Raw genomic sequence first — 24,362 nt, forward strand, 5'->3', positions numbered from 1 at the left:
CGGTGTGGCAATGGGTCCCACCGGATGTTGTATTGCAATGCAGCAGATTCTAGGGAGGCGCCCGCGGCACTCGCCCAAGGTTAACCCTATGCATGAGCAAGCCCGCAGGCGCGGCGCGCTAGCCCTTGCGCCGCGTGCAGTAGTCGTAGGCGTCGGCCTTGGGCGCCAGGTCGGTGTCGACCAGGATGATCACCGGCGCGCCGTCAGCGCGGTGGCCGGCATGCGCCTCGAAGCCCTTGCCCAGCGGGCCGGCGGTGAAGGTGATGCGGCCACTGCCGCTGTCGTACTTCATGCTGCCGGCCTTCTTGCCGCCGTGCACCCATGCGTACTGCGTGGGGCTGTTGAACTCGACCACCTTGTAGGTGTAGCCAGCCTGGTTGTACTGCTGCTTGCAGGAATAGGTGCCGGTCTCCAGCGCGCCGCCTTTCTTCACGAGCACGCTCAGAGGATTGATGGTGGCGGCCGACGCGGCCAGCGAGGCGAAGGCGGCAAGTGCCAGCGGCAGGAACTTCATGAACGGCTTTCGGTGCAGCGGGTCGTGGACGGGTCGACGAGGTGGACGCCGTCGGGGCGGCGGTTCTCCTCGATGTGGAAGACGACGGCGGGCCGGCCGGAACGGTCCGGCTCCAGCGTGCCGAGCGCGCCGGACCAGGGGCCGGAGGTGAGCCGGATCTTGTCGGCGCCCACGCGTTCGAAGCTGCCGCCTGCGGACCTGCCGGCGCTGTAGCGGCCGGCGGCCAGCGTGAGCGTCGCCAGGTTGGAGGATTGCAGGCTGAACTGCGTCGTCTCGCCGGGGCGCACGCCGATGCGGCGGTCCTGGTAAGCGCAGGTCAGCTTTGCCGTGGGCAACTGTCCGGCGGCGGCCGTCGCCATGCCGCCGCCCGCGACCGTCACCCGACCGCTGCTGGCGCCGTTGCGCAGGTCGCCGGCGACGAAGGTCTCGAATCGGCCTTCCATCCCGCTGCTGTCGCACTTGCCCGAAATGTCGCCGCGGGCCCGCCCCTGTTCGAAGCGGAAGTAGCACTTGCCGTTTTCGAGGTAGCTGCGCCGCGGGAGCAGCGGGCCTTCGAAGGACTGCCCGCCCACCGTCACCTTGCCCGTGCCGGTGAAATTGCCGCCCTTCAGGTCGGCGTCGATCTCGAAGCGGCCGCCGCCGGCCAGCATGCCCGAGACCGTGAGCCTGCCGCTCGACGGGCCGAGCGCCGCCGCGGACGCGCCGGCGTGGGCCGACGCGAACAGGACGGCGAGCGTGGCCGCCCGCGTCAGCCGCATCAGTTCAGGCCCCCTGCCGCCACCACGTTGCCGCCGCCGGCGGACACGACGTTGGCGCCGCCGGGTGCGACCACGTTGGCCCCGCCCGGGGCGACGACACGGCCGGTGGCGATGCTGATGATGGTGCCGGGTGAAGCGGCCTGCGCATTCCTGATGAACTCGGCGCGCGCCGCCGGATCGTTGATGCGCATGGCGTACGACTGGGCCGTCTCGCGGTGGTGCGCCTTCCACTGCTGGTTGCTCGCGCCGCTGCAGCTCCACGCCAGCACCCGCACGCCGGCGCCGGAGCGGTTGCCTTCGACGTCGGCGCACAGGCCCAGTTCGTTGTTCAACTTGCGGCCCGACAGCGCCCACACCTGGCTCTTGTCGCCGCCATGGCAGGCCTCCCAGCGCAGCGGCTGGCCGGACGTGCGGCCGGTGAGGCATTGGCCGTTGATGCGGATCGCGCCGTAGCCGCTGAAGCCCTGCACCACCGCCTGGCCGTTCCAGGGCGCGGTGACGGCGGCGCCGCCGGTGTTGTGCAGCAGGTAGCCGCTGGCCGAGGAGATGTAGACGATGTCGGCGGCCTGGGCGGAGAGCCCGGCGAGCGCCAGGAAAGCCGCGGCAGCGGCGGAGCGGAGCATGCTTGCTTTCATCCCGGTACTTCCTTTGTCGTGGGGTGCGCCGAATGTGCAGCGCCGCACCCGCGCTGGGGATACTGCGGACGGAGTAGCGGCGTGAAGGATGTCGCATGGGACCTTGGTCCACTGGGACCGCCGCCGGCAAGACGCAAGCATCGGCCATTTCCGGAGGATGCCGATGCCGCCTGCAAGGAGATCCGCAGCTGCCCTGCTGCTGGCTGCGCTCGCCATGCATGCGCGGGCCGACGACGGCTACCGATTGCCGGGCGGCTTCGAGCCCATCCTGCACCTGCGCACCTACTACTTCGACCAGGAGACCACGAGCGGCGTTCCCAGCACCGCCTGGGCGCTGGGCGGCTGGGCCGGCCTGCGCAGCCCCTGGTGGGGCGACCTGCTGCAGCTGGAAATCATCGGCTACACGTCGCAGAAGCTGTACGGCCCCGAGGGCAAGGGCGGCACGCGCCTGCTCACCGCCGACCAGGGGTCCATCACGGTGCTGGGCGAGGCGAATGCCTCCCTCAAGTTCGCCGGCCAGGTCTTCAGCGCCTGGCGGCAGCAGATCGACCGGCCCTTCATCAATCCCAACGACAGCCGCATGATCCCGCACACCTTCGAGGCCTACCTGCTCTCGGGGGCCGCGGGGCCGGCGCGCTACACCGGTGGCTACGTCACGAAGGTCAAGCTGCGCGACACCGACGACTTCGCCTGGATGTCCGGCGTGGCCGGCGGCGCGGGTCCGCATCGCGGCGTCGCCCTGGCCGGCCTCGACTACAAGTTCGGCCAGGGCGGCCTGCTGCGGCTGGACGAACAGTATTCCGTCGACGTCTTCAACTCCTTCTACGCCGACATCCGCTACCCGCTGGAACTGGCGGACCGGACCACGCTGGTGCTCGGCGCCCAGGGCTATCCGCAGAGGGCCGTGGGCGAGCGCCAGATCGGCTCCTTCACCACCTGGGGCTACGGCCTGCAGGCGGCGCTGGCGCACGGGCCGTTCGGCGCGCAACTCCATTGGACGCAGACCGGCAAGGGGCGCGACACGCTCAACCCCTACGGCCAGCACCCTTCCTACCTGAACCTGATGCAGGTGGCCTTCAACACCGCGGGCGAAAGGGCCTGGGGGCTGGGCGGCGACATCGACTTCGGGCCGTTTGGCGCACCCGGCCTGAAGGCGTCGGCCATCCACGCCAGCGGCAGCAACCGCATCGACTTCACGAGCGGCGCTCCCCTGCCGGACCGCAGCGAAACGAACGTGCAGCTGGCCTACGCCTTCGCCAGGGGCAGCGCGCTGGCGGGCCTGACGGGCGCCCTGCGCTACTCCTGGCTGCGCCAGGACGGGGCCCCGCGGGCCGGCGAGCAACTGCGCCTCTATTTCAACTACGACGTCCGCTTCTGACACCGTCATCGGTGGCTGGCGCTGCGCCGCGTTTGGGACTACCGTTGTGGCATGGACCAGGACGACTGGATCACGGGCCGGGTGACGCTGCGCATTGGCGCGCAGCCCGTCGACCTGGAAATGACGGTTCCGGCGCAGCCGGTGCCGCTGCACCGCATGATCCCCATCTTCCAGCAGGTCACCAACCTCTTCGTCGAGGCCAGCACGGGCGTCGCCGCGAGCGATGGGCGTGCAGTCTCGTGCAAGGCGGGCTGCGGCGCGTGCTGCCGCCAGGCCGTGCCGATTTCCGAAGCCGAGGTGCAGCAGATTTCCGAACTGGTCGAAGCGATGCCCGAGCCGCGCCGCAGCGAGATCCGCGCACGCTTCGCCGCCGGCGTGGCACGCATCCGGCCCACCGGCTGGTTCGAGGCGATGGATGCCACCGTCACCGCACCGCCGCCCGAGCCGGCGGAAGCGGCGCGGCAGAAACTCACCGACCTCGCCTTGCAGTACTTCCACCTGGGCGTGCCCTGCCCCTTCCTGGAAGACGAGTCCTGCTCCATCCATCCCGACCGGCCCCTGGCCTGCCGCGAGTACCTGGTGTCCTCGCCGGCCGAACACTGCGCGGTGCTGGCCTCGGGGACCGTGCGCAAGATCGAGATGGCGCTCAAGCCCTCGCGCATGCTGCGGCGGATCAGCCGCATCGAACGCTTCGGCCCGGGCCGCTTCCTGCCGCTGATCCTGGCGCTGGAACTCGCGCAGGACCATCCGCGCGAGCTGCCGCAGAAGACCGGGCCGCAGTGGATGGCCGATTTCTTCGGCGAGCTCGGACGGACCCAGCAGGACTAGAATTTCCAGCCGGGGACAAGGGCAGACTCCCCGCACCCAGGCGCGCCAGCGCCCAAGTTCTGCTCCTGGTCACGGGCACACGCCCGGATGGGAGCACCGCTTGCACACCACCGTCCACCGCCTGCTGCTGGCCAAGGGCCTGCGCGCCTTCGCCGACGGCTTCGTCAGCCTGCTGCTGCCCTTGCACCTGCTGCAACTGGGCTTCACGCCCTTCCAGGTCGGCTGCATCGCCACCACCACCTTGCTCGGCTCGGGGCTGCTCACGCTGCTCGTGGGCGCGCACGCGGGCCGGCATGCCTGGCGCACGCTCCTGCTGGCCGCCTGCGCGCTGATGGCCGCCACCGGCCTCGCGCTGGCCTCGCTCACCGGCTTCTGGCCGCTGCTGCTGGTGGCCTTCTTCGGCACCATCAATCCCTCGGGCGGCGATGTGAGCGTGTTCCTGCCGCTGGAACATGCGGTGGTCACCAGCCGCGTCGCGCCGCGCGAGCGCACGGCGGGCTTCGCCCGCTACAGCCTGGTCGGGACGCTGTCCGGCGCGTTCGGCGCGCTGGCGGCCGGCGTGCCGGCGGTGGCTGCGCAAAGGCTGGGCATTCCCCTGGGTGACGCGGTGCCAGCGATGTTCGTCGCCTACGCGCTGGTCGCGGGGCTCGCTGCCCTCGTCTACCGCGGACTGCCGCGCGGGCAGGAGGGTCCGGCCACCAGTCAACGCTCCGTGTTGGGGCCGTCGCGCCGCAACGTGCTGCTGCTGGCCGGCCTCTTCAGCATCGATGCCTTCGCCGGCGGCTTCCTGGTGCAGTCGCTGCTGGCCCTGTGGCTGTTCCAGCGCTTCGGCATGTCGCTCGAAACGGCGGGCACGCTGTTCTTCTGGACCGGCACGCTGGCCGCGCTGTCCTACCTGGTGGCGGCGCGCATCGCGGACCGGATCGGCCTGGTGCGGACCATGGTGTTCACGCACCTGCCTTCCAGCATCTGCCTGCTGGTGCTGCCCTTCTGCAGCGACGTGACGTGGGTGATCGCGCTGCTGCTGGTGCGCGGGGCGCTGTCGCAGATGGACGTGCCGACCCGCAGCTCCTACGTGATGGCGATCGTCACGCCGCCGGAGCGTGCGGCGGCGGCCAGCGTCACCTCGGTGCCGCGCAGCCTGGCGGCGGCGCTGAGCCCCGCCATCGCCGGCTACCTGCTGGGTGCGTCCACCTTCGGCTGGCCGCTGCTGGCCGGGGGCGCGCTGAAGATCGCCTACGACCTGCTGCTGCTGGCCATGTTCCACCGCATCCGGCCGCCGGAGGAGCAGGCCCGGGCGCCTAGTTGAAGTCCTTGTCCTTCCAGGCCTTCAGGCCCGAAACCGCGCCGCCTGCCTGCAGGCCGGCCTTGGTCAGCGAGTACATGCGGCCGCCCTGGATGTTGCCCGCGCCGGCACCGACGTTGGCATTGGCGCTGCCGCCCGCGCCCACGCCGGCGGCAGCGCTGGCCGAGGCGTCCCAGCCCTTGTCGATGAAATCGGCCACCGCCTTCGGGCTGTCGAAGATGAACAGGTAGCGCGTGTTGGACGCGCCGAGCTGGAGGCCCGCGCTGGCTTGCGCGATGTTCATGTAGGTGTCCTTGCCGGACTGGTTGTCGTGCGCGAAGCCGCGGCCACCGGCGCCGCCCAGCCCGAAGCTCAGGCCGAAGGTGGTGAACACCGCGTAGCCGGGCGCCTTGGCCACGGCGTCCTTCAGCTTGGGATCGGCCTTGTAGAAGTCCTGCAAGGCCTTCATGGCCTTGTCCTTCACTTCGGCCTGCTTGGCCGCGTTGTCCTGGGCGAAAGCCGGCGCTCCGGACGCGGCCAGCGCGGAGGCGAACAGGAAGAATTGGCGTCGTTGCATGGGCACCCCGGGCGTAGAGACAGGGGACGCATTATTCGGACGCGCCGCGCTTTGCCGCAGTTGGACCTAGGTCCCATGCAGGCAAAAAGCAAAAGCCCGCCCCCTTGCGGGAGCGGGCTTCGTGCGCGGTTCTGGTGGGCCGTGGAGAGATCGAATCTCCGACATCCTCCACGTCAAAGAGGCGCTCTACCGCTGAGCTAACGGCCCGTGTTCCTCGCGCCACCCCTTGCGGATGCGGTGCGCGTCACAGCCTCGGAGTATAGCAAAAACCTGGCGCCGCCCATCAAAGCGGTCCCCAGGGCTTCTTCTTGCGCTGCGCGTGCGGCAGGCTCTCGCGCAAGGCCCGGGCCTGGGCGCGCGCCTGCCACAAGGCCTTCAGTTCGGCGGGCGACTCGCGCAGCCACAGCTGGTAGTTCGTCTTGCGGGCGGCGCCCGCCTGCAGGGCGACGGTCCAGGAGAACGGCGCCGCCTCGCGGTACGAGGCCGTGACCGGCGCGCCGGCGCGGATGCGGCGCGCCAGCGTGGCGCCCGAGCTTTCGTAGACGGCTGCGTCCGAGCCGTCGCGGCGCTCGGGGCGGCACTCCACCCGGGTGGCGAGCTCGCAGGCGAGCAGCAGCAGGTCGGTGGCCGAGGGTTCGCTCATCGCACGACCTGGCCCGCTGCGATCACCAGTTGCCGCGCCGGACGGGCCACCACCGCTTCGGCGACATTCGCGGCCTGCACCAGCACCAGGTCGGCGCGGCAACCGGCCTTCAGCCCGTAATCCGCGAAACCGCAGACGCGGGCGCCGGCGTGCGTCACCGCATCGAACGCCAGGGCGATCTCGTCGTCGCGCCGCAGGTTGTTGCGCAGGCCGACCAGCATCGCGCGCTCCAGCATGTCGGGGCGGCCATACGGCGTCCAGGCGTCGCGGATGCCGTCGTTGCCGGCCGCCACGGCCACGCCGGCCGCCACGCATTCCTTCAGCGGCGGCACCGGGCGCGAAGCGGTGCCGGTGCTGATCACGGCGACCTGCAGCCGCGCCATCCGCACCAGGAGCGCAGCACGCCGCGCAGCCACGACGTCGCCGAGGCAGAAGCAGTGGCTGATGGCCACCTTCCCCTGCATCCCGAGGGCTTGCGTGCGATCGAGGATGGCGTCCAGCGTGCGCGCGCCCTCCTCGCCGGCCTCGTGCAGGTGGATGTCCAGCGGCTTGCCGTGCCGCAGCGCCAGCGCGAACAGCAGGTCCAGCGATGCTGCCGCATCGCCATCGATGGCCTGCGGATCCAGGCCACCCAATACGTCCGCGCCCAGCCGGAGGGACTCCTCCAGCAGTTCGAAGGTCCCGGGCCGCGCCAGCAGGCCGGACTGCGGAAAGGCCACGACCTGGATTTCCATCGGCCCACGCATCGCTTCGCGCGTTGCCAGCACCCCGTGCAGGTGCTTCAGGCCGGCCTCCGTATCGACGTCGACATGCGTGCGCAAGCGTGTCGTGCCCTGGGCCAGGAACTCGCGCGCCAGCCGCAGCGACTGCGCGCCTGCATCGTGGCCGCTCCCGGCGCGCCAGCGCCGCTCGTTGGCGATGCGGTCCTCCAGGCGCGGGCCGACTTCGTTCACGTACCAGGGCAGGCCCCAATGGGTCTTGTCCAGGTGCGTGTGCGACTCGACCAGGCCGGGCAGCAGCAAGGCGCCCTCGCCCTCGATCACTTCCGCCTCGCAGCGCAAGCCGGGGCCGATGGCCGCGATGCGGCCGTCGCGCACGGCGACGTCGACCGCGCCCGCCCCCAGCGGCCGCACGTTGCGCAGCAGCAGGTCCATCACCGCCGGCGCGCCGAGCGCACGCCGTTCACGTCGCGCACGATCCCCAGCACCTTGGCCAGCCGCTGCGAATCCGAGGTCTCCACCGTGAACGTCATCCAGGCCGTGCCCTTGACGGTCTGCGTCTGCACGCCGATCACGTTCATCTTCTCCTTGGCGAAGACTTCGGAGATGTCGCGCAGCAGGCCCTGCCGGTCGGCGGCTTCGATCGCCACGTCCACCGGATACACCGCGGCGTCGTCCTTGCGCGGTGCGCCCCACTCCACTTCGATGATCCGTTCCGGCGCGCGGGCGGACATCTCGCGGAAATTGGAGCAGTCGACGCGGTGGATGCTCACGCCCTTGCCGCGCGTGACGAAGCCGCTGATCGCGTCCGGCGGCGCCGGCTTGCAGCACTTGGCCAGCTGCGTCATGAGCGAATCCACGCCCACCACCAGCACGCCGCCCTTGCCTGAGCGCGACGGCGCCTTGGCCTTCTTCAGCACCAGGCCGTCGTCGTGCTGCTGCGCCTCGCGCTGCGGATGCAGCAGCACCTCGATGCTGCGCAGGGAGAACTCGTCCTTGCCGACCACGTAGAACAGGTCCTCGGCGGACTTGAACCCGAGCTGCGACGCCAGGTCGTCGAGCTTCATCGCCGTGCGGCCTTCGCGCTGCAGCAGCCTTTCCACCAAGTCGCGGCCGCGGGACTCGGTCTCGTGGCGCACCTGCTCGTTGAACCAGGCCCGCGCCTTGGCCCGCGCGCGGTGGCTGGCCAGGAAGCCGAGTTCGGGATTGAGCCAGTCGCGCGAGGGCCCGCCCTCCTTGGCCGCGACGATCTCCACGGTCTGGCCGTTGTGCAGCTGCGTGTTCAGCGGAACCATGACGCCGTCGACGCGCGCCCCGCGGCAACGGTGCCCGAGGCTGGTGTGCACGGTGTAGGCGAAGTCGACCGGCGTCGCGCCCTGCGGCAGCTCGATGATCGATGCCTGCGGCGTCAGCACGTAGATGCGATCCTCGAACAGGCCTTCGGCGGAGCCGGCCAAGTCGCGCTCCCAGGCCAGCAGCTGGCGCAGCACCGCGATCTTGGTGTCGTAGTTGCCGCTGGCGGCCACGCCCGCATAACCCTTGTGGCCGGCCTCCTTGTAGGCCCAGTGCGCGGCGACGCCGTGCTCAGCGTGGTCGTGCATCGCCTGCGTGCGGATCTGGATCTCGATCGGGCGCCCGGCCTCGTCGCGCACGATGGTGTGCAGCGACTGGTAGCCGTTCGGCTTGGGCCGCGCGATGTAGTCGTCGAATTCCTCCAGGATCGGCGAGAAGCGCGAGTGCACCCAGGCCAGCGCCGCGTAGCAGTCGTTGACGTCGGGCACGATCACGCGCAGCGCGCGCACGTCGAGCACCTTCTCGAAGTTGAGCGACTTGCCGCGCATCTTCTTGACGATGCTGTAGATGTGCTTGGGGCGGCCCTGCACCTGCGCCCGTATGCCCTGCCGCTTGAGGTCGGCTTCGAGCTCCGTGCGCAGCTTCTGCACGTAGTCTTCGCGCTCGACCCGCTTCTCGTCCAGCCAGCCGGCGACGCGCTTGTAGGTCTCGGGTTCGAGGAAGCGGAAGGCCAGGTCTTCCATCTCCCACTTCACCTGCCAGATGCCCAGCCGGTTGGCCAGCGGCGCGAAGACGTGCAGCGCCTCGTAGGCCACGCCCGGCGCCACCGCCCGCTTGGTCGCCGCGTACCAGCGCAGCGTGCGCAGGCGCGAGGCCAGGCGCAGCATCACCACGCGCAGGTCGCGCGAGAAGGCCAGCAGCATCTTGCGCACGTTCTCGGTCTGCACGCGCGGGTCGTCGACCAGGTGCGCCGTGACCTCGGCGCCGCGCGCCTGCTGCTGCACGCGCACCAGCTTGTTGGTCTCGATCGCGAGCGCCGCATAGCTGTCGCCGAAGGCCTTGGCGATCACCTCCTGCGGCTTGTTCAGGTGGTGCGAGGCATAGACCAAGTAGCTCGCGGCCTGCATGGCCTCGGAGCCGCCCATGGACTTGAGGATCTCGGCGACGGCGTCGGCATGCGCGAGCGTGTTCTCGCCGGTGTCCAGCGTCTCGCTGGCGATCAGCGGCTCGGCGAACGCGCGCGCGCGGGCGAGCGCATTGGCCTGGTGGGGCAGCGCCTGTTCGGCGGCGGCCACCAGCTCGGGGACGGCGGCAGCTTCAACCAGCTCCGCGGAATGGCTTTTCATCGGCAGCGGTGTCGGGTAGCAGGAAGGAGGCGACCGCCTCCACCTGGGAAGGAGAGATCAGGGTCGGCGCATGGCCCACCCCTTCGAATTCGACGAGACGAGCGCGCGGTCCGCGGCGGCCCATCTCCGCCGCGGTCTCGCGCGCCAGCAGGTCCGACTGCGCGCCGCGCAGCAGCAGCGTGTCGGCGCGGATCGCGTCATAGGCCTGCCACAGCGCGGCCTGGCCGGCGGCCGCCATCTTTTCGTCCAGCGCCCGGAATGGGACGGCGATGGCCGGGTCGTAATGCAGCGTGAAGCCGCCTTCGGGCAGCGGCTTCACCATGGCCTGCGACAGCGCCAGCCATTGCTCGGGCGTGTGCGGGCCGAAGCTGGAGGAGATCTGCCACATCGCATCGGCGGCCTGCTGCACCGACTCGAAGCGGCCGGTGTTGCCGAGATACGTGCCGATGCGCTGCAGCGAGGCCCACTGGATCGCCGGGCCGACGTCGTTCAGCACCAGCTTGCGGATGGGCGCGGGCAGCGGCAGGCCCGGCGTGCCGGCGACGCCCATGCCGATCAGGCCGCCCATGCTGGTGCCCACCCAGTCGAGCGTGCGAACCGGGGCCTGCGCGTTCAACTGCGCCAGCAGCGCCAGCATGTCGGCCACATAGGTCGGCACGCCGTAGCCCATGGGATCGGCCAGCCAGTCGCTGCGGCCGCGGCCGACGACGTCCGGGCAGGCGATGCGCAGCGGCGTGCTGCTGCGCGCCAGCAGCCCCTGCGCGAGCGCATCGAAGTCGCGGCCCTGGCGCGAGAGGCCGTGGACGCAGACGACCACGTGCGGCGCGGCGGCGTCGCCCCACAGCCAGTAGGCCATGCGGTGCGTGCCGCCCGCGTCGGGGCAGGATACGTAATTCAGCGTAGGTGCGGTCATGGATGCGCGATTGCCGGGATACTTTGATACTGCCGGCTTGGCCGCATCATCGTAATAGATCCCGGAGAAACTACATGCTGAAAGGCAAAACCGCCCTGGTCACGGGCTCCACCAGCGGCATCGGGCTGGGCATCGCCAAGGCGCTCGCCGCGCAGGGCGCCAACATCGTGCTGAACGGCTTCGGCGACGTCGAGGGCCCGAAGGCCGAAGTCGCGGCGCTGGGCGTGAAGGTGGGCTATCACGGCGCCGACATGAGCAAGCCGGCCGAGATCGAGGCCATGATGCAGTACGCGGCCCAGACCTTCGGCCGCACCGACATCCTGGTGAACAACGCCGGCATCCAGCACGTGGCGCCGGTGGAGGACTTCCCGCCGGAGAAGTGGGACGCGATCCTCGCCATCAACCTCTCGAGCGCCTTCCACGCGAGCCGCCTGGCCATTCCCGCGATGAAGTCGGCGGGCTGGGGCCGGATCATCAACGTGGCCTCGGTGCACGGCCTGGTTGCTTCGGCGCAGAAGTCGGCCTACGTCGCCGCCAAGCACGGCCTGGTCGGCCTGACCAAGGTGACCGCGCTGGAACTGGCGACCACGGGCGTGACCTGCAATGCGATCTGCCCCGGCTGGGTGCTGACGCCGCTGGTGCAGAAGCAGGTCGACGCCAAGGCGGCCGCGCTGGGCATCAGCAACGAGGAAGCCAAGAAGCAGCTGCTGGCCGAGAAGGAGCCTTCGCTGCAGTTCACCACGCCGGAGGAACTCGGCCAGCTGGCGGTGTTCTTCTGCTCCGACGCCGGCAAGAACGTGCGCGGCGTGGCGTGGAACATGGACGGCGGCTGGGCCGCCCAGTAGGCTGCGTCGTCGAAGCGACCCTGGCTCAGTCGCCCAGCTTCAATTCGTGGACGTGCGTCTCTTCGAAGCGCGCGTCCACCACGTCGTAATCCCAGCGTTCCACCCGCACCATCCGCTGGCCGCCTGCTGAAGGCGGCTCCCAGCGGATCACGTTGAGCGAGTTCGGCACCGCATGGCGCGTGCGCTGCGACACGGCGGTGCCGGCCTGCACGCAATACGTGCGCCGCGGCGTCGGCTGCTGCGGGCGCGCGGCCAGGTCGGCCACGTACGGCAGGTGGATGTGGCCACCCAGCACCAGGTCGGCGCCGGCGCGGGCCCAGGCCTGCAGGGCCATCTCGCCGCCGTGCAGCCGGTCCGGTTCGTCCTTCTCGCGCATCACGCAGGCCGGCTGGTGGGTCACCACGACCCGCAGCTGGTCCGCGCGCGCACCTTTCAGCCGCTGCACCACGCGCTCCACCTGTTCCTTGGACACCTCGCCGTCCTTGTGCCGCTTGGGCCGCGTCGTGTTGACGCCGACCACCAGCACGTCGCCGAACTCCAGCTCGGGCTCCAGGTCGTCGCCGAAGCACTTCTTGTAGTTGCCGTAGGGCGAGAGCAGGCGCGCCGCCGCGTTGTACAGCGGCAGGTCGTGGTTGCCCGGCAGCGTGAGCAGGCGCGGCACCCGCAGCGAGTCGCAGAACTTGCGCGCGGCGGCGAACTGCGAGCTGCGCGCGCGCTGCGTGATGTCGCCGCTCAGGATGACGGCGTCGGGCCGGTGCTCGCGCACCAGTTTCTGGACGCCGGCCACCACCGCCGCGTCCTCGGTGCCGAAATGGGTGTCGGAAATATGCAGCAGGACCGTCATGGTCCGCGAGCATAGGGGCGGCGCGCGGCCGCGCTTGTCAGACCGGGCCCTGCTTCAGCGCAGCTGAACCGACCCGGATACGGTGACGACCACCGTGCTCTTGCCCGGCTCCACCGCCACCGCGCTCTCGCTGTCGGCGGCCTTGGCCTGCGCCGTCATCATCCGCGGGCGCGGCATGTAGCCCGGCTCGTTGGCGTTCACGGAGACCTCGCGCAAGGTGTAGCCCGAGAAACCGAAGCCCTTGGCGAGTTCGCCGGCCTTGGCCTTGAAGCGTTCGATGGCCTGGGTCTGGGCGTCGGTCTCGACCCGCGCGCGGGCCTCGCGGCTCAGGCCGAAGGCGATGCCGCCCAGCGTCATGGTCTGGATGCGGCCGGCCGCCTGGGTGATGCGCGGAAAGTCGCGGCCTTCCAGCACCAGTTCGGCGCTGCCGGTCCAGCCGCTGATCTTGCCGTCGCGGCCATGGCGCGGATAGAGCGCGAAGTTGCCGGTGCGCACGTCCATCTGGCCGGGCTGGGCCGTCTTGCGCGCCTCCGCCAGGGCCGCGTCCAGGGCGGCCTTCAGCTGCGCCTGCACCTGCACCGGGTCGGCGCCGTCGCGCGCCGTCGTGAGGTTCATCGTCAGCAGGTCCTGCTGCACTTCCACCGTGCCGGAGGCCTGCAGCTGCAGGACGTTCTGCGGGGGCGGCAGGGTCTGGGCGGACAGGCCGGCCGCGCCGGCGACCAGGGCGCAAGCCGCCAGCATCGCTTTCAATGTCATGGGATTCGCATTCTCTTTTGTGGATTGGCACGCTGCTCAACGGCCCCGGAGGGCCTGCGGGAGACCCTAACCGTGTGAAGGCGGCCCCCGTGGGGCAACATTTGTAACACTGTGAAAAGCAAAGGCCGGATTCCGGGAATCCGGTTGCCGCGCTGTGCAGAATCGTCGCTGTTACAAATTGGATTCCGGAGAACCATGACCCAAGCCGCAGCACGGACCGACAAGATCCTGGTCGTCGACGACGACGCACGCATCCGCGACTTGCTCCGCCGCTACCTCACGCAGGAAGGCTTCGAAGTCATCCTGGCCGAAGACGGCAAGGCGCTCAACCGCCTGATGCTGCGCGAAACGGCCGACCTGATCGTGCTCGACCTCATGATGCCCGGCGAGGACGGCCTGTCGATCTGCCGGCGCCTGCGCGCCGCCAACGACCGCACGCCCATCATCATGCTCACCGCCAAGGGCGAGGACGTGGACCGCATCGTCGGGCTGGAAGTCGGCGCCGACGACTACCTGGGCAAGCCCTTCAACCCGCGCGAGCTGCTGGCCCGCGTGCATGCCGTGCTGCGCCGCCGCCCGGCCCAGGAAGCCCCCGGCGCGCCCTCTTCCGACAACGAAGTGGTGTCCTTCGGCCCCTTCGCCTTCGACCTCGGCGCCCGCACGCTGCGCAAGAACGGCGAGGAACTGCCGCTGACCACCGGCGAATTCGCCATGCTCAAGGCCTTGGTGCGGCATCCGCGCCAGCCGCTGTCGCGCGAAAAACTGGCGCAGCTGGCCCGCGGCCGCGAGTTCGAACCCTTCGACCGCAGCCTCGACGTGCAGGTCTCGCGCCTTCGCAAGCTGATCGAAGCCGACCCGGCCTCGCCGCGCTACATCCAGACGGTGTGGGGCGTGGGCTACGTGTTCGTGCCGGACGGCGCGGGTTGATGCGTTCGCGCTGCGCAGCGGATGACAGAATGACTTCGCTGCGCTTCAATGACGAAATGACTGCTCCCTTGTCATTCCGTCATGTCCGGCGCAGCCGGCGTCATTTCGTCATTCTTCAATGATCCGCGCCTCCCAGAACCACGTGGAACCCACCGGCCCCGCGCCGCTGGAGACCGCGCCAGCGCCCCTGGAAATGCGGCCCCGCGTGGGCCTCTCCCTGTTCTGGCGCACCTTCTTCCTGCTGTCGCTGCTGCTGGTGGGCTCCATCGTGGCCTGGCTGCAGACCTTCCGCGCGCTCGAATTCGAGCCGCGGGCGGTGCAGACGGCCCAGCAGATCGCCTCGCTGGTCAACTTGAGCCGCGCGGCGCTGGTGCATGCGGACCCGATCGCCCGGGTCTCGCTCATCAAGACCCTGGCCGACCAGGAAGGCGTACGCATCCTGCCGCGCGAACCGCGCGACAAGTACGCGCCGCTGGCCGGCAGCGCCATGGACCGCCGCATCATCGACGAGCTGGTGAGCCGCCTGGGCTCGGGCACCGTCATGGGCAGCAGCGTCAATGGCGAGGAAGGCCTGTGGATCGGCTTCAAGATCGACCGCGACGACTACTGGATGCTGCTGGACAAGGCCCGCTTCTCGCAGGTGGGCGGCAAGACCTGGCTGGTCTGGCTGATCACGGCGGCGGCGCTGTCGCTGGCGGGCGCCGCGGTGATCGCGCGCCTGATCAACCGGCCGCTCAAGCAGCTGTCGTTTGCCGCCAGCCGCGTGCGCGACGGCGACTTCGACGCCTCGCGTCTCGACGAGAAGGCCGTGACCTCCGAGATCCGGGAGGTGAACATCGGCTTCAACCGCATGGCGCAGCAGCTGGCCAAGATCGAGCAGGACCGCGCGGTGATGCTGGCCGGCATCTCGCATGACCTGCGCACGCCGCTCGCCCGCCTGCGGCTGGAGACCGAGATGAGCGTGGTCGACGCCGATGCGCGCGACCACATGGCCGCCGACATCGACCAGCTCGACGCCATCATCGACAAGTTCCTCGACTACGCCCGCCCGGACCACGCCGAGCTGAAGCCGGTGGTGCTGAACGACGTGATCGAAGCCTGCATGTACGCGATCGAGGACCACGGCGACATCCGCGTCAACCTCGACCTGCCGAAGAACGTGCAGGTGCTGGCGGACGAAGTCGAACTCGCGCGCGTCATCTCCAACCTGCTGGAGAACGCGCGGCGCTACGGCAAGACACCGGAAACCGGCATCGCGGTGGTCGACATCGCCGCCCGTGCGCGCAACGAATGGGTGCTGCTGAAGGTGCGCGACCACGGCATGGGCGTGTCGCCGGAGGCGCTGCCGAATCTCGTGAAGCCCTTCTTCCGCGGGGATGCTGCGCGTACCGCAGCCACCGGCGCGGGCCTGGGCCTGGCAATCGTCGACAAGACGGTGCAGCGCATGGGCGGGATCTTCGCGCTGGCGAACACCACCTCGGGCGGGCTGGCCGCGCACATCAAGCTGCAGCGGCCGCGCATGATGCCGCCGGTGCCCGGGGGCGGCGTGCCGGTGGTGAAGGAAGCGACGGTTTGATGAACCTGTCATTGCGGGCTTGACCCGCAATCCATCACCGGTCGCCTGAACGACCGCTGGGGCTGGATCCCGGGTCAAGCCCGGGATGACAAGGCTGCGGGGACGCTCAAGCGTTGAGTAACACCACCGCCCTCGCCTCGATGCTCTGCCCCATACCCACGGGCCCCAGCTTCTCCGCCGTCTTCGCCTTCACGTTCACTTCCGCCGGCGCGAGGTCGAGCGCCTGCGCGATCCGCGTCCGCATCGCGTCGATGTGAGGCGCCAGCTTCGGCGCCTGGGCCACGATGGTGCTGTCCACGTTCATGATCTTCCAGCCGCCCTGGCGCACGCGCAGCGCGGCTTCGGTCAGCAGCACGATGGAGTCCGCGCCCTTGAAGCGTTCGTCGGTGTCCGGGAAATGCCGCCCGATGTCGCCCAGCCCCGCCGCGCCGAGCAAGGCATCGGTGATCGCATGGAGCAAGGCGTCGGCATCCGAATGCCCCAGCAGCCCGCGGTCGTAGGGAATCTCGACGCCGCCCAGCAACAGCTTGCGCCCCGGCACCAGGGCGTGCGTGTCCCAGCCTTCGCCGACGCGCAACTTCATCGGCGGCCGCGGAGGACCGCCTCCGCCATGGCGAAGTCCTCCGGATAGGTCACCTTGAAGTTCTGGCCGCCGGCTTCCACCAGCAGCGGCTTCAGGCCCATGGACTCGATGGCGCTCGACTCGTCGGTCACCTTGTCGCCCGCGGCCTCCAGCGCCTGCCGCAGCATGCCCAGGCGGAACATCTGCGGCGTCTGCGCCTGCCACTTGTCGTCGCGGGCAATGGTGCCGGCCACGCGGCCGCCCTCGCCCAGCTTGAGCGTGTCGGCCAGCGGATGCGCCAGCAGGCCGCCGACCTCGTCGTTCAGGCAGGTGTCGATCAGGCGGTCGATGAGTTCCGGCGTGATGAGGCAGCGGGCCGCGTCGTGCACCAGCACCCAGTCGTTGTCGACCGCGCCGGCGCGGCGCAGCTCGCGCAGGCCGTTGCTGACGCTGGCCGCGCGCGTCGCGCCGCCACAGGGCACGACGAGCGCCGAGGTGGTGGGGTTGCGCTCGAAGAAGCCGTCACCGGGCGCGACGACCACCAGGGTGCGGGCGATGCGCTTGACGCCGGCAAACGCCGACAGCGTGTGCCACACCATGGGCTGGCCACCGACACGTTCGTACTGCTTGGGGCCGGCCGTGCCGGCCCGGCTGCCGTTGCCGGCACAGGGGATGAGCGCGAAGAAACGCGCTGGGGTAGCTGGCTGGTTCATATCCGTCCCGTCGAAATCATTCTATGCCTACAATGCTTGCACACCCCGCCTTGTTCAAGAGCGGGGTGTTTTGCATTTTCTTTACGGCTTCATGGATTTACCCAAGCTCACCCCCGGACGCCGGATGACCTTGCCGCGGCCCGCCGGCTCGGCCGACGCGTTGCTGCTCGCCCGCGTGGCCCAGCGCGAACACGCGGCGCAGCGGCTGACGGCCATCGTCACCGCCGACGCGAACGATGCGCAGCGCCTGCAGGAGGAACTGAAGTTCTTCGGCCCGGAGCTGCGCGTGGCGCTCTTTCCCGATTGGGAAACGCTGCCCTACGACACCTTCTCGCCGCACCAGGACCTGATCAGCGAGCGCCTGGCCACGCTGTGGGGCATCCTGCAGCGCGAAGCCGACGTGGTGCTGGTGCCGGCCAGCACGGCGCTCTATCGCGTCGCGCCGCCCAGCTTCCTGGCCGGCTACACCTTCCATTTCCAGCAGGGCCAGAAGCTCGACGAAGCGCGGCTGAAGGCGCAGCTCACGCTGGCGGGCTACAACCACGTGACCCAGGTCGTGAGCCCTGGCGAATACGCGGTGCGCGGCGGCCTGATCGACCTGTTCCCCATGGGATCGGCGGTGCCCTTCCGCGTCGACCTGTTCGACGACGAGGTCGATTCGATCCGCACCTTCGATCCCGATTCGCAGCGCAGCCTGTACCCGGTGCCCGAAGTGCGGCTGCTGCCGGGGCGCGAGTTCCCGATGGACGACGACGCCCGCGCGCGCTTTCGCAGCCGCTGGCGCGAACTGCTGGAAGGCGACCCGACCAAGAGCCGCATCTACAAGGACATGGGCAACGGCGTCGCCACCGCCGGCATCGAGTACTACCTGCCTCTGTTCTTCGAAGACACGGCGACGGTATTCGACTACCTGGGCGAAGCATCCACCGTGGTGCTGCACGGCGAACTGGAGCCCGCCTTCCAGCGCTTCTGGCAGGACACCAAGGATCGCTATCGCCTCGTTCAAGGCGACCCCGAGCGGCCGGTGCTGCCGCCCGAGGCGTTGTTCCTGAGCGCGGAGCAGTTCTACACGCGCGCCAACGAACATGCGCAGCTGGCGCTCAAGGCGACCGGCTCGGCCACCGACTTCGCCGAATTCCAGCCGCTGCCGGACCTGTCGGTCGTGCGCGGGGCCGAGGATCCGCTCGCGCGATTCAAGCAGCACGCGGAGAAGACGCCGAACCAGGTGCTGGTGCTGGCCGAGAGCGCCGGCCGGCGCGAGAGCCTGCTCGACTTCCTGCGCGCCAGCCACCTCACCCTGCCCGCCTTCGACTCGCTGGCCGAGTTCATGGCCAGCGACGAGAAGCTGGGCATTGCCACCGCGGCACTCGCGAGCGGCTTCTCGTGGACCGAGGAGGCCATCGACCTCGTCACCGAGACCGAGCTGTTCGCCAGCGCGCCGACCACGCGGCGGCGCAAGAAGCAGGAACAGGTCAGCGACGTCGATGCGCTGATCAAGGACCTTTCGGAGCTGAACGTCGGCGACCCGGTCGTCCACGCGCAGCACGGGATCGGCAGGTACCGCGGCCTCATGAGCATGGACGTGGGCCAGGGCAGCACCGAGTTCCTGCACCTGGAATACGCCGACAAGGCCACGCTCTACGTGCCGGTGAGCCAGCTGCACCAGATCAGCCGCTACACCGGCGTCGGCGCCGACGAAGCGCCGCTGCACCGCCTGGGCTCCGGCCAGTGGGAGAAAGCCAAGCGCAAGGCGGCCGAACAGGTGCGGGACACCGCCGCCGAACTGCTGAACCTCTACGCGCGCCGGGCCGCGCGCGCCGGCCATTCGTTCCGCTTCTCGGCGCAGGACTACGAGACATTCGCCAACGACTTCGGCTTCGACGAGACGCCGGACCAGAATGCGGCGATCCACGCGGTGATCCAGGACATGGTGTCGCCGCACCCGATGGACCGGCTGGTCTGCGGCGACGTCGGCTTCGGCAAGACCGAGGTCGCGTTGCGCGCGGCCTTCATCGCGGTCACCGGCGGCAAGCAGGTCGCCTTCCTCGCGCCGACCACGCTGCTGGCGGAACAGCACTACACGACGCTGGTCGACCGCTTCAGCAAGTGGCCGGTGAAGATCGCCGAGATGAGCCGCTTCCGCTCCACCAAGGAGATCAATGCCGCGATGAAGGGCCTGGAGGACGGCAGCGTCGACATCGTGGTCGGCACGCACAAGCTGCTCTCGCAGAAGACCAGGTTCAAGAACCTGGGCCTGCTGATCATCGACGAGGAGCACCGCTTCGGCGTGCGCCACAAGGAGGCCGTGAAGGCGATGCGCGCCGAGGTCGACGTGCTCACGCTCACCGCCACGCCGATCCCGCGCACGCTGGGCATGGCGCTGGAAGGCTTGCGCGACCTGTCGGTGATCGCCACCGCGCCGCAGCGGCGCCTGGCGATCAAGACCTTCGTGCGCAACGAGGGCAACGGCGTGATCCGCGAGGCGGTGCTGCGCGAGCTGAAGCGCGGCGGCCAGGTCTACTTTCTGCACAACGAGGTGGAGACCATCCAGAACCGGCGCGAGGCGCTGGAGCGCCTGCTGCCCGAAGCCCGCATCGCCGTCGCCCACGGCCAGATGCCGGAACGCGAGCTGGAACGCGTGATGCGCGACTTCATCGCGCAGAAGTACAACGTGCTGCTCTGCTCCACCATCATCGAGACCGGCATCGACGTGCCGAGCGCGAACACCATCGTCATCGCGCGGGCCGACAAGTTCGGCCTCGCGCAGCTGCACCAGCTGCGCGGCCGGGTCGGCCGCAGCCACCACCAGGCCTATGCCTACCTCATGGTGCCGGACGTCGAGGGCCTGACCAAGCAGGCGGCGCAACGGCTCGATGCGATCCAGCAGATGGAGGAGCTCGGCTCGGGCTTCTACCTCGCGATGCACGACCTGGAAATCCGCGGCGCCGGCGAGGTGCTGGGCGAGAACCAGAGCGGCAACATGCTGGAGGTCGGCTTCCAGCTGTACAACGAGATGCTGGCCGAGGCCGTCCGCTCACTCAAGAGCGGCAAGGAGCCGGACCTGCTGGCGCCGCTGTCGGTGGCGACGGACATCAACCTGCACGCGCCCGCTTTGCTGCCCGACGACTACTGCGGCGACGTGCACCTGCGCCTGTCCTTCTACAAGAAGCTGGCGACCGCGAAGAACGTGGACCAGATCGACCGGCTGCTGGAGGAGATCGTCGACCGCTTCGGCAAGCTGCCGCCGCAGGCGCAGACGCTGGTCGACGTGCACCGGCTGCGCGTGCTGGCGCGGCCCTACGGCGTGGTGAAGGTCGATGCGGCGCCGACGGTGATCCACATCACCTTCAAGCCCAACCCGCCGATCGAGCCGCTGGCCATCATCCAGCTGGTGCAGAAGAACAAGCACATCAAGCTGGCCGGCAACGACAAGCTGCGCATCGAGAAGTCGCTGGTGGAAGTGCGCGACCGGGCGCAGATGGTGCGGGACGTGCTGAAGTCGCTGGGGCAACCGAAACTGACCGAGCCAGCGTAGCGTGCCGGTCATTCCCGCGCGGGCGGGGACCCGGCGTCAGTCCTGCCGCGCCGCGAACTGCAGCAACTCGTGGTTCACCACGATGAAATGCCGCCGCGCCAGCAGCAGCACCTCGCGCCGGGCGAGCACGCCCAGCACCCGCCGCACCGTGTCGCTGGGCACGCCCAGGTAGGACGCGATGTCCGATGCCGACAGGTTCAGCTGCAGGATGCGCGGCGTGGCGCCCACCACCCGCGCCCGCTGCGCGGTGTCGGCGATGAAGGCCGTGATGCGCCGCACCGGCGACAGCGCCGCCAGGCCGGCCGCCTGGGCGCGCTCGCGCAGCAGGTCGCGGCTGGTCATGTCCCACAAGCGGCCGAGGCAGGCGTTGTCCGGCCGCACGGCGCCGTCGCTGAGCGCGGTCCGCATCACGCACAGCTCGGTGTCTTCCAGCGCGACGATCGGCAGGCCGACCTCGCTGCTCGCCGCCACGGCCTCGCCGGGAAAGTGGAAGCAGCGCGCCTGGCCGCCGTCGGTGCCCAACGTGAGCGATTTGAGGGAGCCGCGGCGGACCACGCAGACGCCGCCGCGCGGCAGCACGATCGCCTCGCCGGCGGGCAATAGCCGGCGGCCGGCCAGCACCGACAGCAGCTCGTGGGTGCCCGCCTGGGGCGCCACGGCGCCCAGGCAATGGGCCCGCACCGGGCAGGTCATGCAGAGGCTGGCATGTGCGGGCCGGTTGGCCGGCGAGTCCGCCGTCGCGGGCGCCACCCAGGCAAACGCGTTCCTTCCGGGCGCGGCGCTGCGCGCGCCCACGGCAATGGCATCCATCCGAGTCCCCTTCCTGCACCCCCGCTCTGCGCACCGGCGCGGCGGGGTTCTTGCAACCATGGAACCCAATGATGGGCACGGCCGAGCAGCACCCCCTATGTACTTGTACCTAAGGTGCCTCCGTATTTGGGAGGATGGCCGGAGTCACGCGCGGCGCGATGCGAAGGCGATCAGCTCCGCGCCGGTGCGCAGCTTGAGCTTTTTCTTCATGTTGGCGCGGTGGATGTCGACCGTGCGGCTGCTCAATTGCAGCTGGTCGGCGATTTCCTTGGTCGTCTTGCCGCTGCGCAGCAGCTCCAGCACCTGCAGCTCGCGCGCGCTCAGGGACGACACGCCCTCCTCCGCCCGCGCCTTGGCACCGGTGTTGCGGCGCAGGTAGCGGTCGACCATGCGGGCGTTCAGCCGCGGGCTGGTCCAGGTGCCGCCATGCAGGATGGTCAGCACGGCCGGCACCAGGTTGGCCTGCACGCTGCCCTTCATCAGGTAGCCGTTGGCGCCCAGGGCCAATGCCTGCTCGCCGTAGAGCATCTCGTCCTGCATGGTGACGACCAGCAGGCGGCGCGTCCCCTGCGCCTGCGCGAGCGCCCGTACCGTCTCCAGCCCGTGGGAATCGCCCAGGCCCATGTCGCTGATCACGAGCGCCGGGCATTGCCGGTGGATCTGCGCCAGCCCCGACTGCAGGTTGTCGGCCCAGCCCGCCAGGGTGAGGTCGGGACAACGGGACAACAGTGCCTCCAGTCCGAGACGGACGATGTCGTGGTCGTCGATGATGAGGACCGAGTGCATGCCGCTGTCCTCTGGGCGTTAGTGGCATCTTAGGCCGATGCGACAATTCCGGCATGCCTTCGCAAGAAATCTCCCCCGGCCTGGTGATCCAGGGCTTCAAGCCGCCGCTGAACCTGGCCGACTTCAAGCTGGCGGCGTTCGACATGGACTCCACGCTGATCAATCTCGAATGCGTGGACGAGATCGCCGACGCGGTGGGCCGCAAGGCGGAAGTGGCCGCCATCACCGAGGCCGCGATGCGCGGCGAGATCACGGACTACAAGGAAAGCCTGCGCCGCCGGGTGGCGCTGCTGCGCGGGGTGACCGTGGCCGACATGGAGCAGGTCTACACCGAGCGGCTGCAGCTGAACCCGGGCGCCGAGGCGCTGGTGAAAGCCTGCCAAGCGGCAGGGCTGAAGACGCTGCTGGTGTCGGGCGGCTTCACCTTCTTCACCGACCGCATCCGCGACCGGCTGGGCATCGACTTCACGCGCTCCAACGTGCTGGAGGTCCGCTCCGGCGCCAACTGCGGCGAACTGACCGGGCGGATGGTCGACCAGGAATGGGGCGACATCTGCGACGGCGCGGAAAAGCGCAAGATGCTGCTGGAAACCTGCGCGCGGCTGGGCATTTCCGCGAAGGAGGCCATCGCGGTTGGCGATGGCGCCAACGACCTGCCGATGATGGGCGAGGCGGGCCTGTCCGTGGCGTACCACGCCAAGCCGACGGTGCGGGAGCAGGCGATGGTGGCGATCAACGCGGGTGGGCTGGATCGGCTGCTGGAAGTCGTGCGCCCCTGAGCTGGGGCCGCTGGGCGGACCCAGCCCTCGCCCGCCACAGCAGGAACGACACGATCCCCAGGTTCAGCAGGTTCCAGCCGATCCCGTTGAGGAACGCCGCCCGGTACGACCCCGTCCAGTCGAACACCGCTCCCGACAGCCAGCCGCCCAGCGCCATCCCGAACAGCGTCGCCATCAGCACGGTGCCGACCCGGGCGCCCGCCTCGCTCGGCGGGAAGTACTCGCGCACGATCAGCGCATAGGCCGGCACGATGCCGCCCTGGAACAGCCCGAACAGCGCCGACACCACGTAGAGCGACACCAGGGCGTCGGACGGCAGGAACATCAGGAGCGCCAGCCCCTGCAGCAGCGAGCCGAGCAGCAGCGTGCGCAGCCCGCCGATGCGGTCGGAGATCCAGCCCGAGACCAGCCGGCTCACCACGCCCATGGCCAGCATCAGCGACAGCATCTCGGCGCCGCGCGCCGCGCCGAAGCCGAGGTCGCCGCAGTAGGCGACGATGTGGACCTGCGGCATGGACATCGCCACGCAACAGGACACGCCCGCGACGCACAGCAGCGCCAGCAGCAGGTTCGGATGCAGGCCCAGCGGCCGCGCCGCCGCCGTGCCGGTGACCGTGGCGGTGCCCGCCGATGCGGCGGGGGCCACCACCGGCGCCTGCGGCGGCGGCCGCCTGCGCAGCACCAGGGCCAGCGGCAGCATGCTGGCGATGCAGAAGATGCCCAGCCCGATGTAGGTCGCGCGCCAGCCGTGGTCGGCGATGAAGTGCTGCAGCACCGGCGGCCACAGCGCGCCGGCGGTGTAGTTGCCGCTCATGCAGATGGCCAGTGCGATGCCGCGGCGGCGGTCGAACCATTGCGAGGTGTCGGCCACGAGCGGCGCGAAGGTGGCCGACGTGCCCAGCACGCCGACGAACAGTCCTTGCACGAGGCAGAACATTGCCAGGTTGGGCGCGAGGCCGGAGAAGATGAAGCCGGCGCCCAGGCCCACCGCCCCCAGCAACACCGGCGCCATCACGCCGAAGCGGTCCGCGAGCCGACCCATCGCGATCCCGCCGATGCCGAAGCCCACCATCGTCAACGTGTAGGGCAGCGACGCATCGCCGCGCGCGACGCCGAAGTCCTGCTGGATGCGCGGCAACACCACCGTGATCGAATACATGCCGGAGCCGCCGATCGTCATCAGCAGCAGCGAAACGGCCAGCCGCCACCAGGCATAAGGCGATTCAATGTCCTTGCGCGTCGCGGGCTCCATGCACCGATTGGAACCGATCACGGTGCTGGGGCTGGCGCACCACACCTAGGGCTTACCACGAGCGGGGGGATCACCCGCGTCCACTATG

Annotated in this window: 23 protein-coding genes and 1 tRNA gene; 8 read left to right on the forward strand and 16 right to left on the reverse strand. The window is 69.7% G+C overall.

The annotated features are described in order from the left end of the window. Window positions 1-118: 118 nt before the first annotated feature. From LZ009_RS19860 to LZ009_RS19870, 3 genes are read right to left on the reverse strand one after another with little or no spacing between them, the layout of a single operon-like run. Window positions 119-514 (reverse strand): hypothetical protein, encoded by a 396-nt coding sequence (locus LZ009_RS19860; protein WP_275699711.1) that lies wholly within the window; start codon window positions 512-514, stop codon window positions 119-121. Beyond that, window positions 511-1,272 (reverse strand): hypothetical protein, encoded by a 762-nt coding sequence (locus LZ009_RS19865; protein ID WP_275699712.1) that lies wholly within the window; start codon window positions 1,270-1,272, stop codon window positions 511-513. The genes LZ009_RS19860 and LZ009_RS19865 overlap by 4 nt, the downstream gene beginning before the upstream one ends. Continuing rightward, on the reverse strand, window positions 1,272-1,895 hold the full coding sequence (locus LZ009_RS19870) for an RICIN domain-containing protein (protein WP_275699713.1): 624 nt from the start codon (window positions 1,893-1,895) through the stop codon (window positions 1,272-1,274). The genes LZ009_RS19865 and LZ009_RS19870 overlap by 1 nt, the downstream gene beginning before the upstream one ends. A gap of 169 nt (window positions 1,896-2,064) precedes the next feature. On the opposite strand from LZ009_RS19870, the gene LZ009_RS19875 reads away from it, so the two are divergent. The 3 genes from LZ009_RS19875 to LZ009_RS19885 all read left to right on the forward strand — a co-directional run bounded on the left by LZ009_RS19875 (window position 2,065) and on the right by LZ009_RS19885 (window position 5,422). Continuing rightward, a complete protein-coding gene (locus LZ009_RS19875; RefSeq protein WP_275699714.1) occupies window positions 2,065-3,285 on the forward strand; it encodes an OprD family outer membrane porin in 1,221 nt (406 codons plus the stop codon). A 51-nt stretch (window positions 3,286-3,336) separates the two neighbouring features. Next, the gene (locus LZ009_RS19880) at window positions 3,337-4,113 is read left to right on the forward strand and encodes a YkgJ family cysteine cluster protein (RefSeq protein ID WP_275699715.1); all 777 of its coding nucleotides are present in this window, start codon (window positions 3,337-3,339) and stop codon (window positions 4,111-4,113) included. A 100-nt stretch (window positions 4,114-4,213) separates the two neighbouring features. Next, entirely contained in the window at window positions 4,214-5,422 is a 1,209-nt protein-coding gene (locus tag LZ009_RS19885; RefSeq protein ID WP_275699716.1) for an MFS transporter, read from the forward strand. On the opposite strand, the gene LZ009_RS19890 is transcribed toward LZ009_RS19885, so the two are convergent. From LZ009_RS19890 to LZ009_RS19915, 6 genes are all read right to left on the reverse strand, one after another. Continuing rightward, complete coding sequence (locus LZ009_RS19890) at window positions 5,415-5,975, reverse strand: YSC84-related protein (protein WP_275699717.1); 561 nt, start codon at window positions 5,973-5,975, stop codon at window positions 5,415-5,417. The two genes, LZ009_RS19885 and LZ009_RS19890, sit on opposite strands and share 8 nt — an antisense overlap. A 132-nt stretch (window positions 5,976-6,107) precedes the next feature. Then, window positions 6,108-6,182, reverse strand: a tRNA-Val gene (locus tag LZ009_RS19895). Between the two features lie 76 nt (window positions 6,183-6,258). Further along, window positions 6,259-6,618 carry a hypothetical protein gene (locus LZ009_RS19900; protein ID WP_275699718.1) on the reverse strand — a complete coding sequence of 120 codons (360 nt, stop codon included), beginning with the start codon at window positions 6,616-6,618 and terminating at the stop codon, window positions 6,259-6,261. Further along, complete coding sequence (locus LZ009_RS19905; protein WP_275699719.1) at window positions 6,615-7,775, reverse strand: amidohydrolase family protein; 1,161 nt, start codon at window positions 7,773-7,775, stop codon at window positions 6,615-6,617. The genes LZ009_RS19900 and LZ009_RS19905 overlap by 4 nt, the downstream gene beginning before the upstream one ends. Next, window positions 7,772-9,976 (reverse strand): RelA/SpoT family protein, encoded by a 2,205-nt coding sequence (locus LZ009_RS19910; protein ID WP_275699720.1) that lies wholly within the window; start codon window positions 9,974-9,976, stop codon window positions 7,772-7,774. Before LZ009_RS19910 ends, LZ009_RS19905 begins: the two co-directional genes overlap by 4 nt. Then, the gene (locus LZ009_RS19915) at window positions 9,948-10,889 is read right to left on the reverse strand and encodes an alpha/beta fold hydrolase (protein WP_275699721.1); all 942 of its coding nucleotides are present in this window, start codon (window positions 10,887-10,889) and stop codon (window positions 9,948-9,950) included. Before LZ009_RS19915 ends, LZ009_RS19910 begins: the two co-directional genes overlap by 29 nt. Before the next feature lie 74 nt (window positions 10,890-10,963). On the opposite strand from LZ009_RS19915, the gene LZ009_RS19920 reads away from it, so the two are divergent. Next, a complete protein-coding gene (locus LZ009_RS19920) occupies window positions 10,964-11,734 on the forward strand; it encodes a 3-hydroxybutyrate dehydrogenase (protein ID WP_275699722.1) in 771 nt (256 codons plus the stop codon). A 25-nt stretch (window positions 11,735-11,759) separates the two neighbouring features. On the opposite strand, the gene LZ009_RS19925 is transcribed toward LZ009_RS19920, so the two are convergent. Beyond that, window positions 11,760-12,578: a metallophosphoesterase family protein gene (locus LZ009_RS19925; RefSeq protein WP_275699723.1), complete on the reverse strand. Its 819-nt coding sequence runs from the start codon at window positions 12,576-12,578 to the stop codon at window positions 11,760-11,762. Window positions 12,579-12,632: 54 nt separating this feature from the next. Next, the gene (locus LZ009_RS19930) at window positions 12,633-13,334 is read right to left on the reverse strand and encodes an SIMPL domain-containing protein (RefSeq protein ID WP_275699724.1); all 702 of its coding nucleotides are present in this window, start codon (window positions 13,332-13,334) and stop codon (window positions 12,633-12,635) included. 195 nt (window positions 13,335-13,529) lie between these two features. Between LZ009_RS19930 and ompR the strand changes: the two genes are divergently transcribed. Together ompR and LZ009_RS19940 are read left to right on the forward strand one after the other, a co-directional pair. Next, complete coding sequence (gene ompR / locus LZ009_RS19935; RefSeq protein ID WP_169419489.1) at window positions 13,530-14,261, forward strand: osmolarity response regulator transcription factor OmpR; 732 nt, start codon at window positions 13,530-13,532, stop codon at window positions 14,259-14,261. A 118-nt stretch (window positions 14,262-14,379) separates the two neighbouring features. Then, window positions 14,380-15,837, forward strand: a complete 1,458-nt coding sequence (locus tag LZ009_RS19940; protein ID WP_275699725.1) for a sensor histidine kinase — start codon at window positions 14,380-14,382, stop codon at window positions 15,835-15,837. Between the two features lie 106 nt (window positions 15,838-15,943). On the opposite strand, the gene ispF is transcribed toward LZ009_RS19940, so the two are convergent. Further along, window positions 15,944-16,420, reverse strand: coding sequence for a 2-C-methyl-D-erythritol 2,4-cyclodiphosphate synthase (gene ispF / locus LZ009_RS19945; protein ID WP_275699726.1), 477 nt, complete (start codon window positions 16,418-16,420; stop codon window positions 15,944-15,946). Further along, on the reverse strand, window positions 16,417-17,112 hold the full coding sequence (ispD, locus tag LZ009_RS19950; protein ID WP_275699727.1) for a 2-C-methyl-D-erythritol 4-phosphate cytidylyltransferase: 696 nt from the start codon (window positions 17,110-17,112) through the stop codon (window positions 16,417-16,419). Before ispD ends, ispF begins: the two co-directional genes overlap by 4 nt. A gap of 91 nt (window positions 17,113-17,203) precedes the next feature. Between ispD and mfd the strand changes: the two genes are divergently transcribed. Beyond that, window positions 17,204-20,647: a transcription-repair coupling factor gene (gene mfd / locus LZ009_RS19955; RefSeq protein WP_275699728.1), complete on the forward strand. Its 3,444-nt coding sequence runs from the start codon at window positions 17,204-17,206 to the stop codon at window positions 20,645-20,647. A 36-nt stretch (window positions 20,648-20,683) separates the two neighbouring features. Here mfd and LZ009_RS19960 read toward each other — a convergent pair whose 3' ends face one another. After that, entirely contained in the window at window positions 20,684-21,457 is a 774-nt protein-coding gene (locus LZ009_RS19960; RefSeq protein WP_275699729.1) for a Crp/Fnr family transcriptional regulator, read from the reverse strand. A 144-nt stretch (window positions 21,458-21,601) separates the two neighbouring features. Beyond that, a complete protein-coding gene (locus LZ009_RS19965; protein ID WP_275699730.1) occupies window positions 21,602-22,243 on the reverse strand; it encodes a LuxR C-terminal-related transcriptional regulator in 642 nt (213 codons plus the stop codon). Between the two features lie 53 nt (window positions 22,244-22,296). Here LZ009_RS19965 and serB point away from each other — a divergent pair, with 53 nt between their 5' ends. After that, window positions 22,297-23,022, forward strand: coding sequence for a phosphoserine phosphatase SerB (gene serB / locus LZ009_RS19970; RefSeq protein WP_275699731.1), 726 nt, complete (start codon window positions 22,297-22,299; stop codon window positions 23,020-23,022). Here serB and LZ009_RS19975 read toward each other — a convergent pair. Beyond that, complete coding sequence (locus tag LZ009_RS19975; RefSeq protein ID WP_275699732.1) at window positions 22,976-24,274, reverse strand: MFS transporter; 1,299 nt, start codon at window positions 24,272-24,274, stop codon at window positions 22,976-22,978. The genes serB and LZ009_RS19975 overlap by 47 nt on opposite strands. Window positions 24,275-24,362 lie beyond the last annotated feature (88 nt).

Origin of the sequence: Ramlibacter paludis (genome assembly GCF_022012305.1) — a bacterium.
GTDB classification, from domain to species: Bacteria; Pseudomonadota; Gammaproteobacteria; order Burkholderiales; family Burkholderiaceae_C; genus Ramlibacter; species Ramlibacter paludis.

Excerpts from the sequence above, each read along its gene's own strand:
- LZ009_RS19965 (WP_275699730.1), bottom strand. The coding sequence starts at position 22,243 with ATGCACTCGGTCCTCATCATCGACGACCACGACATCGTCCGTCTCGGA.
- LZ009_RS19870 (WP_275699713.1), bottom strand. The coding sequence starts at position 1,895 with ATGCTCCGCTCCGCCGCTGCCGCGGCTTTCCTGGCGCTCGCCGGGCTC.
- LZ009_RS19940 (WP_275699725.1), top strand. The coding sequence starts at position 14,380 with ATGATCCGCGCCTCCCAGAACCACGTGGAACCCACCGGCCCCGCGCCG.
- LZ009_RS19890 (WP_275699717.1), bottom strand. The coding sequence starts at position 5,975 with ATGCAACGACGCCAATTCTTCCTGTTCGCCTCCGCGCTGGCCGCGTCC.
- LZ009_RS19865 (WP_275699712.1), bottom strand. The coding sequence starts at position 1,272 with ATGCGGCTGACGCGGGCGGCCACGCTCGCCGTCCTGTTCGCGTCGGCC.
- LZ009_RS19920 (WP_275699722.1), top strand. The coding sequence starts at position 10,964 with ATGCTGAAAGGCAAAACCGCCCTGGTCACGGGCTCCACCAGCGGCATC.
- LZ009_RS19960 (WP_275699729.1), bottom strand. The coding sequence starts at position 21,457 with ATGGATGCCATTGCCGTGGGCGCGCGCAGCGCCGCGCCCGGAAGGAAC.
- ispF (WP_275699726.1), bottom strand. The coding sequence starts at position 16,420 with ATGAAGTTGCGCGTCGGCGAAGGCTGGGACACGCACGCCCTGGTGCCG.
- LZ009_RS19900 (WP_275699718.1), bottom strand. The coding sequence starts at position 6,618 with ATGAGCGAACCCTCGGCCACCGACCTGCTGCTGCTCGCCTGCGAGCTC.
- LZ009_RS19925 (WP_275699723.1), bottom strand. The coding sequence starts at position 12,578 with ATGACGGTCCTGCTGCATATTTCCGACACCCATTTCGGCACCGAGGAC.
- LZ009_RS19975 (WP_275699732.1), bottom strand. The coding sequence starts at position 24,274 with ATGGAGCCCGCGACGCGCAAGGACATTGAATCGCCTTATGCCTGGTGG.
- mfd (WP_275699728.1), top strand. The coding sequence starts at position 17,204 with ATGGATTTACCCAAGCTCACCCCCGGACGCCGGATGACCTTGCCGCGG.
- ompR (WP_169419489.1), top strand. The coding sequence starts at position 13,530 with ATGACCCAAGCCGCAGCACGGACCGACAAGATCCTGGTCGTCGACGAC.
- LZ009_RS19860 (WP_275699711.1), bottom strand. The coding sequence starts at position 514 with ATGAAGTTCCTGCCGCTGGCACTTGCCGCCTTCGCCTCGCTGGCCGCG.
- ispD (WP_275699727.1), bottom strand. The coding sequence starts at position 17,112 with ATGAACCAGCCAGCTACCCCAGCGCGTTTCTTCGCGCTCATCCCCTGT.
- LZ009_RS19910 (WP_275699720.1), bottom strand. The coding sequence starts at position 9,976 with ATGAAAAGCCATTCCGCGGAGCTGGTTGAAGCTGCCGCCGTCCCCGAG.
- LZ009_RS19880 (WP_275699715.1), top strand. The coding sequence starts at position 3,337 with ATGGACCAGGACGACTGGATCACGGGCCGGGTGACGCTGCGCATTGGC.
- serB (WP_275699731.1), top strand. The coding sequence starts at position 22,297 with ATGCCTTCGCAAGAAATCTCCCCCGGCCTGGTGATCCAGGGCTTCAAG.
- LZ009_RS19875 (WP_275699714.1), top strand. The coding sequence starts at position 2,065 with ATGCCGATGCCGCCTGCAAGGAGATCCGCAGCTGCCCTGCTGCTGGCT.
- LZ009_RS19930 (WP_275699724.1), bottom strand. The coding sequence starts at position 13,334 with ATGACATTGAAAGCGATGCTGGCGGCTTGCGCCCTGGTCGCCGGCGCG.
- LZ009_RS19915 (WP_275699721.1), bottom strand. The coding sequence starts at position 10,889 with ATGACCGCACCTACGCTGAATTACGTATCCTGCCCCGACGCGGGCGGC.